The sequence below is a fragment of the Terriglobales bacterium genome, assembly GCA_035573675.1.
Taxonomy (GTDB): Bacteria; Acidobacteriota; Terriglobia; order Terriglobales; family Acidobacteriaceae; genus DATMAB01.
The window spans coordinates 82,059-97,054 of sequence record DATMAB010000010.1 but is presented as its reverse complement, the minus strand read 5'-3'; the positions used below and the strand labels follow the sequence as shown (position 1 = coordinate 97,054).

The window sequence follows — 14,996 nt, the reverse complement described above, 5'->3', positions numbered from 1 at the left end:
CAGGAACCATGTCCACGTTACGCGCGGTTGGGAAGACCGTTCCCAAGCCCGATGCCTACGACAAGGTCACGGGCGGCAAGGGCTATGTCGTCAACCTTCGCCTGCCTGGCATGCTGCATGCCAAGGTGCTGCGCAGCCCCTACCCGCATGCCCGCATCCTGCGCATCGACACCTCCGAGGCCGAGCGGCTGCCCGGCGTGAAGGCCGTGCTGGTTCCGTCCGAAGTGCCCAAGATCAAGTTCCACCCGGTCTATTTCGCTCCCAGCGAGGCCCGCAGCATGGTGCGCGACATGCTGATCCTGAGCGACACGGTGCGCTTCGCCGGCGAGCCGGTTGCGGCGGTCGCCGCCACCCGGCCGGAGATTGCGGAAAGGGCCACCGAGCTGATTCACGTCGAGTACCAGCAGCTTCCCGCCGTCTTCGATCCTGAGGAGGCCATGAAGCCCGGCGCTCCGCAGATCCACGAACATGCCCCCAACAACATCGCCCTCAACCCTTCGTTCACTTTCGGCGATCTGGAGAAGGGCTTTGCTGAAGCCGACTTCATCTTCGAAAACACGTACCAGACACAGCGCGTGCACACCTGCTACATGGAACCCCGCGTCTGCATCGTAGACAGCGACGTGCACGGGAACCTGACCGTCTGGTCCTCCACGCAGCACCTTTTCGGCTTGCGTGAGAAGCTGGCCTTTGCTCTCGGCATCCCGGTGGGCAAGGTGAAAGTGGTGAAACCGCCGTACATCGGCGGCGGATTCGGCGGCAAGCTCGACATGGGCTTCATCGAGCCCATCTGCGCGCTGCTCAGCCGGAAGACCGGCCGCCCCGTGCGCGCCGAGCACACCCGCTACGAAGACTTCATCACCACCGCGCGCAATCCCATCAAGATCCACCTGAAGACTGGGGTTAAGAAAGACGGCACATTCACCGCTCGCTATGCGCGGAGCATCCTGGATACGGGATCGCACGCTACGCATGGCGCCGTGGTCCTGATGGTGCATGGCTTCTACGGGTTCCTGCTGCCCTATCGTTGCCCCAACCAGAAGTGGGAGGGCTGCTCGGTCTATACCAACAACATGATCGGCGGCGGCTTCCGCGGCTACGGCGCTCCCCAGGCGGCCTTTGCCATGGAGTCGCAGATCGATGAGATTTGCCATCAACTCAAGCTCGACCCCATCGAGTTCCGACTGAAGAACGCGCACAAGGAAGGCGAGCCACACCCGTTCGAGCCCTCGTTCAAGCTTTCGACCTATCGGCTCGCGGACTGCCTGCAGCAGGGCGCAGCCAGGATCGGCTGGCACGACCGGCCCACCCACCGCTCCAATGGAACTAAACGCCGCGGCGTCGGCTTCGCCTGCCAGCCGCTTTGGGTAAGCGGTTGCGTGGGATTCCCGGATATCTATGAGCATTCCGGGGCCATTCTCAAGCTCAACGTCGATGGCAGCGTCGATCTATCCACCGCGACCATCGACATGGGCTGCGGGCAGAACACGGTGTTGGGCCAGATTGCTGCCGAGGAACTGGGAGTTCCCGTCGAGGCCGTGCGCGTCACCTACGCCGACACGGAGACCGTGCCCTTTGACGCTCCCAGCCACGCCAGCCGCGTGACCTATTCTTCCGGGAACGCCGTCCGGGCCGCCGCCGCTGCTGCGAAGAAGCGGCTGCTGGCGGTCGCCGCACCCATGCTCCAGGCCGCGCCGGAGGACCTGGAAACCGCCGACGGCTGCGTACGGGTCAAAGCATCTCCTGACCGCTCCGTTCCCATCGCGAGCGTCGTGAAGCAGGCGGAATCCCCGTACATCCAGATGGTCCCCGACGGCATGAGCAAGACGTCGCTCGAGCAGAAGGGCACCATCATGGGGATGGCCTCGCTGGCCCCGGCGTCCAATCCTTCTCCGGCCACGGCCGAGTTCGTCGAAGTCGAGGTCGACACGGAAACCGGCGAGGTCAAGGTGCTGCGCGTGGTGTTCGCTCACGACATCGGACGTGTGATTCATCCCGCCGGTGCCGAGGGCCAGGTCGAGGGCGGCTTCCAGCAAGGGCTGGGCTACGCACTGATGGAGAATCTGACCTTTGATCACTCCAATGGAGCCTGCCTGGCTGCCGACTTCCTGAGCTACAAGATGCCCACAGCGATGGAGATGCCGCCGAAGATCGAAAGCATCTTCGTAGAATCGAATGAGCCCACAGGTCCGTTCGGCGCCAAGTCGTTGGCGGAATCCTGTCTCATCGTTCCCGCGCCCGCCATCGCCAACGCCATCTACGACGCTGTGGGTGTGCGCGTGCGCGACCTGCCCATCACGCCGGAAAAGATCCTGGCCGGCCTGGGAAAGCTCTGATCGGCTTCAGGCATTTCGCCGATTCGCGTCGACCTCGAGGCATCATCCGCTAAACGTAAGATTCCGCTTGATTTGCACGAGCCTTAGTGACAGACTTCCGGCCTTGCACAGGGGGACTAGGGCCATGCTTCGACGCGGTTGGGCAGTCGCTTGCACAGTGTTGTTGCTTGCAGTCAGCGCCTTCGGGCAACAGTTGGCGACCTTGAAGTTGACGGTAGACGATTCCACCGGCGCGGTGGTTCCCGGCGCTAACGTCACACTGAAGAACACGGAAACCGGCGCTCGGCGAACTGCCGTCACCGACGCCAACGGTCTGGCGGTAATTGCTGGCGTACCCGCAGGCAGCTATGAACTGACCGCCGAGGCCAAGACCTTCACTGCCCGCACCGTTCCCGTGCAGCTTTCGGTCGGCCAGACCGCGACCTTGACGGTCCGGTTGGGGATTGAAGTGCGCCAGGAAGTCGAGGTGCAGGAAACCGCCCAGGCCATCGATCCGGAAAAATCCGATGTCAGCCAGGTCATCGAGTCGCGCAAGATCGCCGACCTGCCTATCTCCGGGCGCGACTTCATCGACTTCGTGCTGCTCACCCCGTCGGTGGCGGTCGGCCGCAGCACGGCGGTCGGCGCCCAATCTCCTTTCACCGAGACCGTCCTGAAGCTGAGCTTCGGAGGCACGCGCGAGAGCCATACCTCCTTCTTCGCCCTCGACGGCCTGGACTACACCACCAGCATCTCCGGCGTGCAGCGCGTCAGCCCGTCGCAGGACTGGGTGCAGGAGTTCCGCGTGGTGGAAAGCCCCTATAACGCCGATACCGGACGCAGCCTGGGTTCGGTAGTCAACACCATCACCAAGTCCGGCACCAACGACCTGCACGGCACTTTGTACGAGTATTTTCGCAACGACGCGCTCAACGCCAACAACCTGCTCTCCGCGCCCGGATTCACCACCCTGCGTTTTAATCAGTTCGGAGGCACGCTGGGTGGCCCGCTGCGCAAGGAGAAGAACTTCTTCTTCGCCGGGTATGAAGGCCAGCGGCGGGCTGAGTCGCCCATCTATTCCAGCTTCATCCTGAACACCATCAACCCGAATCCGGCGACGTGCCCGGTGTTGCCGCCGCCCGGAACCTTCAATCCCGCCTGCCTCAGCATCAACGGAACCAAGCAGTTCTTCGGCCTGCAGCCGGAGACGCTGGGCTCCATCCTCTCCGTGGACAACTACGATAAATTCTTCATCAAGATCAACAACGTCTTGAGCGAACGCACGTTTTGGAACATCGGCTACCTGTTCAACGACACCCGCAAGGAGAACGTGCGCGGCGCACCTCCGGGCGAAGGCCTGCCTTCTTCCTACCGGGACAATCCGGTGCGCGACCAGACGGTGTACACCAACCTGGTTCACGTCTTTTCGCCGGAGTGGACCAGCAGCACGCTGTTACAGTACGGCCGCCGCACCTTCGACCTCATCCCCAAGGGCGCGGGGCTCGAGCCCGCCATCAGTATTCCCAATCTGCTCTCCGGTGGCGGATTCGTGGGCAGCGTCCGTTTCTACCGCGAGCAGCGGGTGCAGTTCGCCGAGAATGTCACCTGGACTCACGGCAAGCACACGGTGAGATTCGGCGGCGAAATCCACCCCGTGTGGACCAACACGCAGGTGCCGCTGTTCACCCCGGGATTCGGAGTCTTCTGCCCCGACGGCTTCTTTGGCGTGCCTATTTCCGGGTGCCGTCCCGGGGTCACGCAGCCCATCGAAGAGGTCTTTCTGTTCCTGGAACCGCGTGAATTCTTCGGCCAGCCCATCCCCGCGCGCACTGCTCCGTTCTTCAGCGACCTGTTCACCGGCCCGGCGGCGCCCATCTTCGACGCCAGCACGCGCGTCAGCTACGTTCACAAGCTCTACTCGCTCTACGTGCAGGACCAGTGGCGTGTGAAGCCCAACCTGAGCCTGACCTTCGGCCTTCGCTACGACGTCGATGTCCTGCCTTCCGCAGTCGATACCAAGACCACCGGCCCCGACCTGGTGAGCCCGGGCAGGTTCCACACCACCGATTACAACAACTTCCAGCCGCGCGTGTCGTTTGCCTACTCGTTCCGGGGAGGCAAGGACGTCTTGCGCGGCGGCTATGGGCTCTTCAACGCCCCTTTCGTCTACAGCGACATCCTGGTGAGCTGGATCGGCGCTTCGGAGTTCACGTATATGCTGGACACCAACGTCGGTCCGTTCGGCCCTCCCCTACTTCCTGAATTCTCCGATCCTAATAACACTCTGATCGGATTCGGCGCTTCCGGGGCTGTGGGGCTGCCGTCGGGTATCTTTCCCGGCCCTTCCGCCTTCTTCAATTTTGCAACCACCGGAGCTTACCCCACGCCCATCGGTCCCTTCCCGCTCCAGTTTCCGCTGGGCTACGCCAAGCGGGACTTCCCCAACGCCTATTCGCAACTGGCCAGCTTGGAACTGGAACATGAGCTGGGCAAGAACTGGTTCGTTTCTGCCGGGTATCAGTACATCCACGCGCTGCAGTTGCCGGTCTACGACAGCGTGAACGGACTGCCGAATCCCAATGGACGCGACCCCATCACGGGACTGCCTCTGCCCTGTGCGCCGGCGGGTTCCGTGGCTCCCACGCCGCTCGGCAAGGAGACCTTCTGTCCGGCGGATCCCAGTTTTGGCTTTACGCTGTACGTGCACCCGGTGGGATTCTCCATCTACCACGCGGGCACGGCCAGCCTGCGCAAGAACTTTGCCAACCACTACAGCATCCTGGCCAACTACACCTACTCCAAGTCCATCGACATCTCCACCACCATCAACCTGCCCAACGTGCCGGAAAACTACCTGCGGCACGACCTGGACCGCGCCATCGGCGATAACGACATCCGCCATCGCGTCACGGTGGCCGTGCTCGGCGAGTCGCCCAGGCAGTGGCCGCGCGTGTTGCGCGATTTCAAGTCCTCCATCCTGATGAGCGCACAGAGCGCCCGCTACTTCACCATCAACGCCGGTTTCGACACCAACGGCGATTTGTTCCCGTTCTCCGATCGCGTCGGGACCATCGGCCGCAACACCTACAAGGGAGATCCCTACTTCAACCTGGACCTTCGCGTCCAGCGCGGCATCCCCTTCAGCGAGCGGATCCGCGGCGACTTCAGCGTGGAGTTCTTCAACCTGTTCAACATCGTCAACGTGCAGGACGTCAACCACGTGTATGGGGCGCCCGATTTCGTCACGCCGGTTCCCCGGGAATTCGGCGATGGCATCACCACGCCCGCTGGCTTTGGGTCGCCCAAGTTCGCGGCGCCGGCGCGCCAGATCCAGTTATCCTTCCGCTTGAGCTTCTAGCGGATGGATTCGGACGGTCGGCCGGGAGAGTTGCTTCTCCCGGCCGGGTCAAGCCCAAATTGGCCGGCCGCAGTTAGCCCGGCACTGTTCAGGAAAATCATGATCAAGCCCTATACGGCAGTCGGACTCATCCCCACCGTGCGCGGCATCCGCAGCCGCAAGGACATCAGGATCAACCTCGAGCACATCAAGCATCTGGTGAAGGCTGCCAGTTGGCTCTCGGCGCTCGACATCCCCGTGCGTCTCATTGCGCTGCCGGAAGGCGCGTTGCAGGCCTTCAACGACGAGGTCCTCGACCTCGACCACGTCGAGTTCGCCCGCAAATGCGCCATCGACATCCCCGGCGAAGAAACCGAGGAACTGGGCAAGATCGCGCGTGAATACAACGCCTTCATCATGGCGCAGGCCAAGGCCCGCCACCCGGAGCTGAAAGACCGCTTCTTCAATGTCGGCTTCGTCATCAACCCGCGCGGGAAAGTCATCCTCAAGCATTACAAGGTCTCGCCGCTGTTTCCGGTCGAGCATTCCGTCTGTCCGCATGATGTGTACGACTGGTGGATTGAAAAGTACGGCCGCAATCTCGACGCCTTCTGGCCGGTAGTGGATACCGAGATCGGCCGCCTGGGCATCATGATGGCCAACGAGGGGTCGTATCCGGAGAACGCCCGCGCCTTGGCGCTGAACGGCGCCGAAGTCGTCTATCGCGCCTCCTATCCCCACCCCGGCACGGGAAACGAATTTTTCGAGATTCAGAGTCGCGCCCGCGCCCTGGACAACAATTTCTATGTCGTAGCTCCCAACCTGGGCACGTACTATCTGTTTCCGGACAGCACCACCGCGATCGACACCTTCGGCGGCCGCTCGTTCATCTTCAACTACAAGGGACAGATCGTGGGCCGGCAGGAATACAGCGGCTGCTCCACCTACGTGGCCGGGGTCATCGACATCGAGGCCCTGCGCGACCATCGCGCCCGCGCCCAATGGGACAACTGGCTGAAGGACTTGCGCACGGAGCTTTACCAGATCGTGTACGAGAAACCCATTTACCCCAAGAACCTGTACCTCAAGCGGGAACCGATGAAGCATGCCGAGTACCGCTCCAGGGTCATCAAGCGCCAGATCCGTCTCATGCACGACCGCGGTATCTGGAAGAAACCCGGCCGCTGAGCGCTGCGTCAGCCGGACCTCCGGGTCGGGAAGGGAACCACGCCATGTCGTCCAATCTGAAAGCCTCCGGAAGCGATTTCTTCACCGTCGATCCCCGGCGAACCGCCCTCATCGTCATTGACATGCAGAATGCCTTCGTCGCCGAGGGCGCTCCCTTCGAAACGCCCAGAGCGCGCGCCATGCTGCCGCGCCTGGAGCGCCTGATCCGCTTCGCCCGGGAACAGCGGATGCCCATCGTCTGGACGCAGTCCGACCACCGGCCACCCTACGGCGGCTTGATGCTGCGCAAGTTCCCCATTATTCAGGAACAGCGGGTGCTGTGGAGCGGCGAGCCCAGCTTCGAGATGTACCCCGACATGCTCCAGCCGCAGGAGGGCGCGCACGAGTACCGCATCGTGAAGCACAAGTTCGATGCCTTCTTCGAGACCGATCTGGACGCCATCCTTCGCTACCACAACATCGACACCGTGATCATCACCGGGACAGCGACCAACGCCTGCTGCGAATCCACCGCGCGCTCCGCGTTCATGCGCGACTACCAGGTGGCCTTCCCCAGCGACGCGAACGCCACCTTTGACGCAACCATGCACGAGGCTACGCTGCGCAACATCGAGCTGCTCTTCGGCCGCGTGATGACCACCGACCAGCTTCTGGCGGAGATGGAAGGAGCGATGGCTGGTGCTACCGCACAATCCTCCCACCGCGACGCTCAACGTTGAGTGACATCCATGACCGCGTGACCTCCACAGGAGTTGGCAGATGGCGAAATTCGTCCTGATTCACGGCTCATGGCACAGCGGCAGTGCTTGGAGCCAGACCACCCAGCACTTGAAGGCTGCGGGGCACACCGCCTTCACGCCCACCATCGCGGGGCACGGCAAAGGCAGCAACAAGGCCGTCAACCACGCGCAGTGCACACAGTCCATCGTCGACTACATTGTGAGCAATGACGTGCGCGACTTCGTCCTGGTGGGACACAGCTTCGGCGGCACCATCATCGCCAAGGTCGCCGAAGTCATGCCGGAGCGCATTCGCCGGCTGGTCTTCTGGAACGCCTTCGTGCTCCAGGACGGCAACTGTTTGCTCGATGAGATTCCGCCCTACTATCGTGAGTTGTTCGACCGGCTCGCCCGGGAATCTGCCGACCACACCGTCATGGCGCCCTTTCCCATCTGGCGCGAGGCTTTCATCAACGACGCCGACCTCGCCCTCGCCAAGTCCGCCTACGAATCCCTTTCACCCGAGCCCTACCAGCCCTTCCAGGACAAGCTGGACATGAAGAAGTTCTATTCGCTCGAGATTCCGCGCAGCTACCTCAACTGCACCGAGGACATCGCCCTTCCTCCCGGCGAATGGGGCTGGCATCCGCGCATGTCCAGCCGCCTGGGACTCTGCCGCCTGGTGCAGATGCCCGGCAGCCATGAAGTGATCTTCACCAACCCCAAGGGTCTGGCGGAAAAACTCATCGAGGCCGGGCGCGACTAGCGCCACTGTAGCGCCGGAGTCTCGCTGGCTGTCGCGCGGGCATCCTGCCCGCGCTCTGGTTCGTTTCTGGGCAACAGCCTTAGACCGCGACGGTGCCCCATGTCTACGCGGTGTTTTTCCGCGGAGACACGGGAGAACGAACAACCACGGGGCCTTAGACCGCTAGCCAGCCACGGAACCCCCTCGCCGCATAGTAGGAATCCGCACCGTTGTGATACAGGAAAACAGTGTGGTAGCGGCGATCACAAAACAGGGCGCCGCCGAGTTTTCGGATCCCAGCCGGTGTCTTCACCCAGCTCGACGTCTTCGTGTCGAAGTTTCCTAGTTTCTGCAGCTCTCGATATTGCCCTTCCGTCAGCAGCTCAATGCCCATCGCCTCTGCCATATCCACAGCGCTGTTCTTTGGCTTGTGCTCTTTCCTTGACTCCAGCGCTTCACGGTCATAGCAAACACTCCTGCGGTCCTTGGGACTTTCCGCTGAACAGTCATAAAAAATGTATTCGCCGGTCTTCTTGTCATGACCAACAACATCCGGTTCGCCGCCCGTCCTTTCCATTTCATTGAGGGACCACAGCTTTTCAGCATTCGCTTCCAACTTTGCTTGTACTTTGGCCCACTCAAGACCTTTATGCCGGTTCATGTTCTTCTCGAAACGGGCGCTTAGTGCTTTGAGCAGTTCTTCTCGTTGCTGTTTTGAAAGCGTTGCGTTGGGCATAGTCTTACGTGGACTCGGGAAATTCAAAACCAGCGTTGGCCAAACAGCCGAGGGTGCCCCATGTTTGCGCCATGCTGTTCGGCGCAAACGTGGGACGACCTGCCCTAGAACGGAAACGGCCGCTTCCCCTGCTGGATAGTGATCCACTTCACTTCCGTCATCTCCTCGATGCCGCAGCGGCCGTTCTCCCGCCCGAAGCCGCTGTTTTTCACGCCCCCGAACGGCGCCGTGGGTTCGTCGTGAAGGGTGCAGTCATTGATGTGGACCATCCCTGCCTCCAGCCGCTCGGCGAACTTCAGCGCCATGTCGATGTCGCGCGTCATCACCGAGGAGGAAAGCCCGTAGCTGGTGTCGTTGGCCACTTCCAGGGCGTGCTGCGCATCCCGCACCCGGATGATCGAAGTCACCGGCGCGAACGTCTCTTCGTGGTAGACCTTCATCTTGGGAGTCACTTCCGCCAGGACTGTGGGCTGGTAGAACGGGCCGTCGTGCGTGCCGCCGGTCAGCAGCTTCGCCCCCTTGGCCACCGCGTCTTCGATGTGGCCGTCCACGAAGGCGCAATGTGACTTGCGGATGATAGGTCCGATCACCGTCGCCGGATCGCGCGGATCACCCACCTTCACCGTCTTCGTCTTGGCCACGAACTTCCTGCAGAACTCGTCATATACCGGGTCTTCCACGATGATGCGCGAGCTGGCCATGCACACCTGTCCCTGGTGGATGTAGATGCCGAAGGCGGCGCAATCGACGGCGTAGTCGATATCGGCGTCTTTCAGCACGATGAACGGGTTCTTGCCGCCCAGTTCCATCACGAAGCGCTTGAAGTACTTTGCCGCCTCGGCGGCCAGGATGCGTCCCACCTTGTCCGACCCCGTGAATGTGATCAACTTCACGCGCGGGTCGGCGATGAGCTGCCGTACGATGTCCGGTCCGGGCCCGGAGAGCACGTTCAGAACGCCCGGAGGCAATCCTGCCGCCGCGAAGATTTCGGCGATCTTCAGCCCCACGATGGGTGTTTCCTCCGAGGGCTTCAGCACGAACGTGTTCCCCGCAGCCAGCGCCATGGCCACTTTCTTTAGCGGGAGGAACATGGCGGCGTTGAACGGCCCTATCCCCGCTACCACGCCCAGCGGCCGCCGCACCGAGAACGAGAACTGTCCCGGTTGCAGCATAGGCATGGTCTCGCCCGTGATGCGCCGGCACTCGCCCGCCATGGCGCGCAAAAAGTCGGTCACCAGGTGAACTTGGAAGTGCGCAAAGCCGAAGGCGGCGCCCGTCTCTGTCATCAGCAGGTCGACCAGGCCCTCGGTTTGCGCCTCGGCGATGTCCGCTGCCTTCAGCAGGACGCGCTCGCGTTGCGCCGCTGTAGTTGCCGCCCACAGCGCTCGCGCCTCATACGCCGCCCTGATGGCGCGCTCCACGTCCTCCCCGGTGGCCTGGTGGATGGTCCCGATCACCTCGCCGGTCGCCGGGTTGATGTCCTGAAAAAGGACCCCGCCGGTCGACGCCACCCATTCACCGGCAATGAATAGCTTGTGCTCTGCCAACTGCATGGCTGGTTCTCCTGGTCTGACGCTGCCGTCCGTCTGTCGTCGGCCAATGGTAGGGCTTCGTTCCGGCGTCCCGCAAGTCGGGAGGACGTGATGCCTGTCACTTCGGCGCGTGACCCTCGTCACCGCCCGGTGCAGGCCCGTCCGGCTACCCTTCAGCGGAGTTCACCGGGGAGTGTGGACTCGCAAGCGAGGCGGGCATGACGACATCAAGAATGAACTTTTGGGTGGAATGCGAGCGCGTCCACGATGACCACGAATCGGTGATGGCCGACCTGGCCGAACTGGCCTATGCCCTCGACAGCCTGGAACGCTACGGCCAGGGTTTCGCGCAGCTCAGCGATACCGGCGATCTCTATCGCTACGGTGTCCGTCTCTGCGAGACCATTCCCGACCACTTCTCGCGCGAAGAGATCTGGCTGCAGGAGGAAGTGTCGGCCATCAGTCCCGAACTGGCGGACTTCGCCCGCGAGATGGTCGGCCAGCACCAACAACTGCGCGGCGAACTGCGCGACTTTCGCAGTGCCCTCGAGCAGTTGCGCGGCGCCACTGAAGAGGAACTGCCGGATATCGTCGCCAGCGTCCGCGAGCAGGGGTGGCAGGTGGCCCGCAACCTGGCCGGCCACGTCGCGCTCGAAGAAGAGCAGCTCCGCGGCTTTCTCTAGACCGCCCCGCACCACTGACCCGCGCTCCACAAGGGACGCGGCGGCGCCTCTACAGCAGCCCCGCTTGGCGCAGCACGGTGGCATGGTCCCAGTAGATGCGCTCCCCTGCGATCTTTCCTTGATCGAACAGGATGATGGCTACGACCTCGATGTCGATGCGCCGTCCAGTCGGTGCCACCCCGGGCAGGAGCCATTCCATCCTCCGGTCGTGAGTGAACGCGTGTCGGACTTCGTCCACCAGCGCGTTCTTCCCCACGATTCGCCGCACCACTCGGACCTCGTTGTCGGCTGGCAGTGACGGCAGGAACTGCTCGCTGTAGAAACGCCGCACGCTTTCGCGCCCACGGCCTCCAGACCCCACCGCAACGTTGATCACGAACGGATCGTCGGTCATGGTGGCCATGGCGGCCTCCACATCCTTGCGCTCGAATTCAGCCCCGATATGCTCTTCCCACAAGGCGATCATCTCCTGTTCTGTCATGCCCATGCATACCTCCCTACAGGACGCGGCGGCGCCTCTACGCCCGCGCCGGCGCTGCTTCTCTTTTTGCAGCGCCGTGGAGGGCCGCCCGCGCGCTGCGGAACGGTCCTCGCAGCAGCGTCAGCAGCCCCACGTTGACGATCATGGAAACCGCGAAGATGCCGAACGACCAGTCGTAGTTCCCGAAGCGGTTCAGCAGGTATCCGCCCAGGTAAGTTGACACGATCGATCCGGCATAGCCCGCCGTGTGCGCCAGGCCCACGGCTTTGCCGCTGTCGGAAGCCGGCACCAGGTGCGCCAGCAGCCCGGCCAGCGGCACGGCGATCATGCTCGTCCCCACCGCTTTCCAGAAGACCACTGCCGAAACCTGCCCGATGGTCATCGCCGGAAACATGACCAACAGCACGGGACACACGGCGCAGATCAGCGATCCGGCCACCGCCACGCCCCACGCGCCCACGCGGTCGCTCAGCCAGCCCGCGAACACCGAACCCGGGATCAGCACCACGCCCAGCAGCATCGAAACCGAGCCCACTTCCGGCGGCGTGTACTGCCGCACCACTTTCAGATACTCCGGCAGCCAGGTCAGCAGCCCGTAGGTTTGGAACAGGAACAAAAAGTAGACGCCGGAAGCCAGCAGCAACGCCTTCCCCGCCAGCGTCCGAACCGACGAACGCGGTGACCCGTTGACCGCGGCGTCCGGCGCGTTCCGCAGGCTCTCGCCGCGCGTCAGCAGCAGGAACAGCACGCCCACGGCCACCGTGACCGCGGCGTAGAGTTCGAAGGCGCGCGGCCAGCCCATGCGCGCTGCCAGGATCGGCGTGGCCAGCAACGCCACAGACATTCCCAGGTAGAGCGAGCTCAGGAACGATCCGCTGGCCAGGTTCACCCGCTCCCGCGGCAACAGATGAATGGCCGCCGCCAGGCCGGGAATGAACACCATGGTCGCGCCCATCCCGATCAGCACGCGGCACCCCAGCAGCCACCCGAAACTCGGCGCATGAGCGGAGAAATATCCCGCCGTGGCCACCAGGCCCAACCCCGCCAGCACGAACCGCTTCACCCCGAAGCGGTCGCTGTAGATGCCCGCGGCCAAACTGCCCGCCGTGCGCACCACCGAGTAGGCGGTCATCATCAGGCCGGCGCGTTCGTAGTCCACGCCGAAATGCCGCGCCACCTCGCCGAGCACCGGCGGTACGGAGAAGATGGCCACGTAGGCCATGAAGTCGGCCGCGCACAGAAGCAGCAGCAGTTTCCAGCGGCTCAGGGAATCCAGCGAGCGGTCGGCGGCAGCCACGGGCCTACTTGCCGGCGCTCCCGGCCAGCGACTTGCGAAAGGCGTCCAGGTTGGACTTGTCCACCAGCATGGTTCCGGTATCGACGAACTGCGGCACTTCGGCGCGGGCGCCTTCACCCGCCGCACCGGATTTCTTGTGGTACAGCTCGTCGAGCATTTTCAGTCCGCTGAAGCCCATGGTGTAGGGCTTTTGCGCGATGGTGGCGAGAATCACGCCTTTCCCGATCCAGTCCAGCGTTCCCTCATCCGCGTCCATGGCCACCACCACCTTGTCCCGCGCGTCATGGCGGTCGAGCACCTCCGCTACCTCTTTGCCGGCCAGCGCTTCCAGGCAGACGAACGCCTGCACCTCGTCTTTGGACTTTTCCACGATTTCCTTGGCGCGGTCGAAGGCCAGGGTCGGAGTCCCCTGAATGTCCACGACTTCCACGATCTTGATCTTCGGATGCGCTTCCAGCACCGAACGGTATCCGTTCAGGCGCTCCCGCAGATTGGCTTGCCCGGGCATGGTGAACACCACCACGTTGCCCTTGCCGCCCAGCGCTTTGACCAGCACCTCGCCGCCCAGCTTGCCGGCCTCATAGTTGTTGGTGCCGATGAACAACAAGCGCTTGCTCTCCGGGACGTCCGCGTCCACTGTGAGGACGTTAATGCCGGCCGCGACTGCCGCATCGATCTCCGGCCTCATCAGCTTGGGGTCGGCGGCCGACACTAGGATGCCCGTCGGCTTCTTCTGCACGATCTTGTGGAACTCCTCCTGCTGCGCCTTCGGGTCGTAGGTATCCGGGCCGACGAAGTCCGCCCGCACCTTGAGTTGCCGGGCGGCATCCTCGAACCCGGCCCGCGCCTCCTGCCAGTAGCCCACCTTCTTGTTGGCCGTTACCAGGTAGTACATCTCGTCGGAGTCGTGAGGGGAACGGCTGCAGGAGCCGACCGTCAGGAGCAGCAACGCCAGGCTCGCCGCCAGCCGCAACAGACTTGTCTGGAACATGGCGAACTCCTTCTCGCGCGCGCCGCCGAAACGGGCCTTCGACCGGGTAGGTGCGCTGGCACGCCGGTGGGCCGCGGCTGGAGATGGCCGCGATTCTAGATCAGTCGCAGGAGAAAATGAAAAGGGCGGACTCGTCTCGCCGCCCTCACCTTCGTTCGTTGGCCCTGCCGCACCTACTCCAGCGACTTCGGGTCGGAAAGATTCTTGGGTGTCTTCGAGTTCAGCAGCGAAACCAGCGCCTGTCCGGCTGACGGCACGCCCACTTTCCCCTCCCGCAGGATCTCGCGCGCGCTGATCTCCCGCCCGTAAAGACTCTTGTTCGGACCGTTGTCCTGTCGCAGCGTTGAGCCCTCGAGCGAAACCCCCGCAAACAGTCCCCGCGAGCGCGAATAGGAGAGGATCTCCGCCCGCATCACCACGTCCGTCGCCGCCGTCGCCGTGCGGCCCTTGGGACCGGCCGCCGCCGCCGCATCGGCTCCCAGCTTTACCTTGCTGCCCATGACCGACCGCGCCCCCCGCGGGTTCATCACCAGCAGCACGAAATCGGTTTCCTGGCCGCCCAGTTGCAGACCGATGTTGCCGCCCTCCAGCCGGAACATGGCGGGTGCGCCCCACGGCCCGGTGAAGTTCGCCCCGCCGCGGCAGACCATCGCTCCTCGCCCGTAGCTGCCCCCGATCCCGATGGCGAACTTTTTCACGCCCGGCAGTACGATGATGCACTCCGCCTTGTCCAGCAGGTCCTGCGGAATGTTGTCTGGGATATTGAGGATCTCCTTCATTACCTGGCCCGCATTCTCCAGCCGCTCATTCTCTTTATCGCCGGCCAGCGCCGGTACCGCCGCCATGACCACCACCAGGACCCACGCCAAGGATCGATGCATGATTCCTCCCTTCACCACATCCTACCGAAAGATGACCGCCCGCAACGTCGAGTTGCCTGCATGCGCGCCAGACTAGCTGACCACTGGCCAC

12 protein-coding genes are annotated in these 14,996 nt (G+C 63.2%); 6 read left to right on the top strand and 6 right to left on the bottom strand.

The genetic code is table 11. The features are described 5' to 3' along the window. Positions 1-8: 8 nt before the first annotated feature. The 5 genes from VNK82_02550 to VNK82_02530 all read left to right on the top strand — a co-directional run bounded on the left by VNK82_02550 (position 9) and on the right by VNK82_02530 (position 8,325). A complete protein-coding gene (locus tag VNK82_02550; GenBank protein ID HXE89821.1) occupies positions 9-2,336 on the top strand; it encodes a molybdopterin cofactor-binding domain-containing protein in 2,328 nt (775 codons plus the stop codon). A 202-nt stretch (positions 2,337-2,538) separates the two neighbouring features. Then, complete coding sequence (locus VNK82_02545) at positions 2,539-5,673, top strand: TonB-dependent receptor (GenBank protein ID HXE89820.1); 3,135 nt, start codon at positions 2,539-2,541, stop codon at positions 5,671-5,673. A gap of 99 nt (positions 5,674-5,772) precedes the next feature. Beyond that, complete coding sequence (locus VNK82_02540) at positions 5,773-6,840, top strand: nitrilase-related carbon-nitrogen hydrolase (GenBank protein HXE89819.1); 1,068 nt, start codon at positions 5,773-5,775, stop codon at positions 6,838-6,840. Positions 6,841-6,884: 44 nt separating this feature from the next. Next, positions 6,885-7,559, top strand: coding sequence for an isochorismatase family cysteine hydrolase (locus VNK82_02535; GenBank protein HXE89818.1), 675 nt, complete (start codon positions 6,885-6,887; stop codon positions 7,557-7,559). 40 nt (positions 7,560-7,599) lie between these two features. Next, complete coding sequence (locus VNK82_02530) at positions 7,600-8,325, top strand: alpha/beta hydrolase (GenBank protein HXE89817.1); 726 nt, start codon at positions 7,600-7,602, stop codon at positions 8,323-8,325. Positions 8,326-8,479: 154 nt separating this feature from the next. On the opposite strand, the gene VNK82_02525 is transcribed toward VNK82_02530, so the two are convergent. After that, the gene (locus VNK82_02525; GenBank protein ID HXE89816.1) at positions 8,480-9,040 is read right to left on the bottom strand and encodes a DUF4256 domain-containing protein; all 561 of its coding nucleotides are present in this window, start codon (positions 9,038-9,040) and stop codon (positions 8,480-8,482) included. A gap of 104 nt (positions 9,041-9,144) precedes the next feature. Continuing rightward, positions 9,145-10,593 (bottom strand): aldehyde dehydrogenase family protein, encoded by a 1,449-nt coding sequence (locus tag VNK82_02520; protein HXE89815.1) that lies wholly within the window; start codon positions 10,591-10,593, stop codon positions 9,145-9,147. A 197-nt stretch (positions 10,594-10,790) separates the two neighbouring features. On the opposite strand from VNK82_02520, the gene VNK82_02515 reads away from it, so the two are divergent. Further along, entirely contained in the window at positions 10,791-11,255 is a 465-nt protein-coding gene (locus VNK82_02515) for a hemerythrin domain-containing protein (protein ID HXE89814.1), read from the top strand. A 49-nt stretch (positions 11,256-11,304) separates the two neighbouring features. Here the strand turns inward: VNK82_02515 and VNK82_02510 are convergent, their stop codons facing one another. The 4 genes from VNK82_02510 to VNK82_02495 all read right to left on the bottom strand — a co-directional run bounded on the left by VNK82_02510 (position 11,305) and on the right by VNK82_02495 (position 14,905). Continuing rightward, complete coding sequence (locus tag VNK82_02510) at positions 11,305-11,742, bottom strand: nuclear transport factor 2 family protein (protein HXE89813.1); 438 nt, start codon at positions 11,740-11,742, stop codon at positions 11,305-11,307. Positions 11,743-11,773: 31 nt separating this feature from the next. Then, a complete protein-coding gene (locus VNK82_02505) occupies positions 11,774-13,033 on the bottom strand; it encodes an MFS transporter (GenBank protein ID HXE89812.1) in 1,260 nt (419 codons plus the stop codon). 4 nt (positions 13,034-13,037) lie between these two features. Further along, positions 13,038-14,024: a substrate-binding domain-containing protein gene (locus tag VNK82_02500; protein HXE89811.1), complete on the bottom strand. Its 987-nt coding sequence runs from the start codon at positions 14,022-14,024 to the stop codon at positions 13,038-13,040. 173 nt (positions 14,025-14,197) lie between these two features. Continuing rightward, positions 14,198-14,905, bottom strand: a complete 708-nt coding sequence (locus VNK82_02495; protein ID HXE89810.1) for a lipid-binding SYLF domain-containing protein — start codon at positions 14,903-14,905, stop codon at positions 14,198-14,200. Positions 14,906-14,996: the final 91 nt, after the last annotated feature.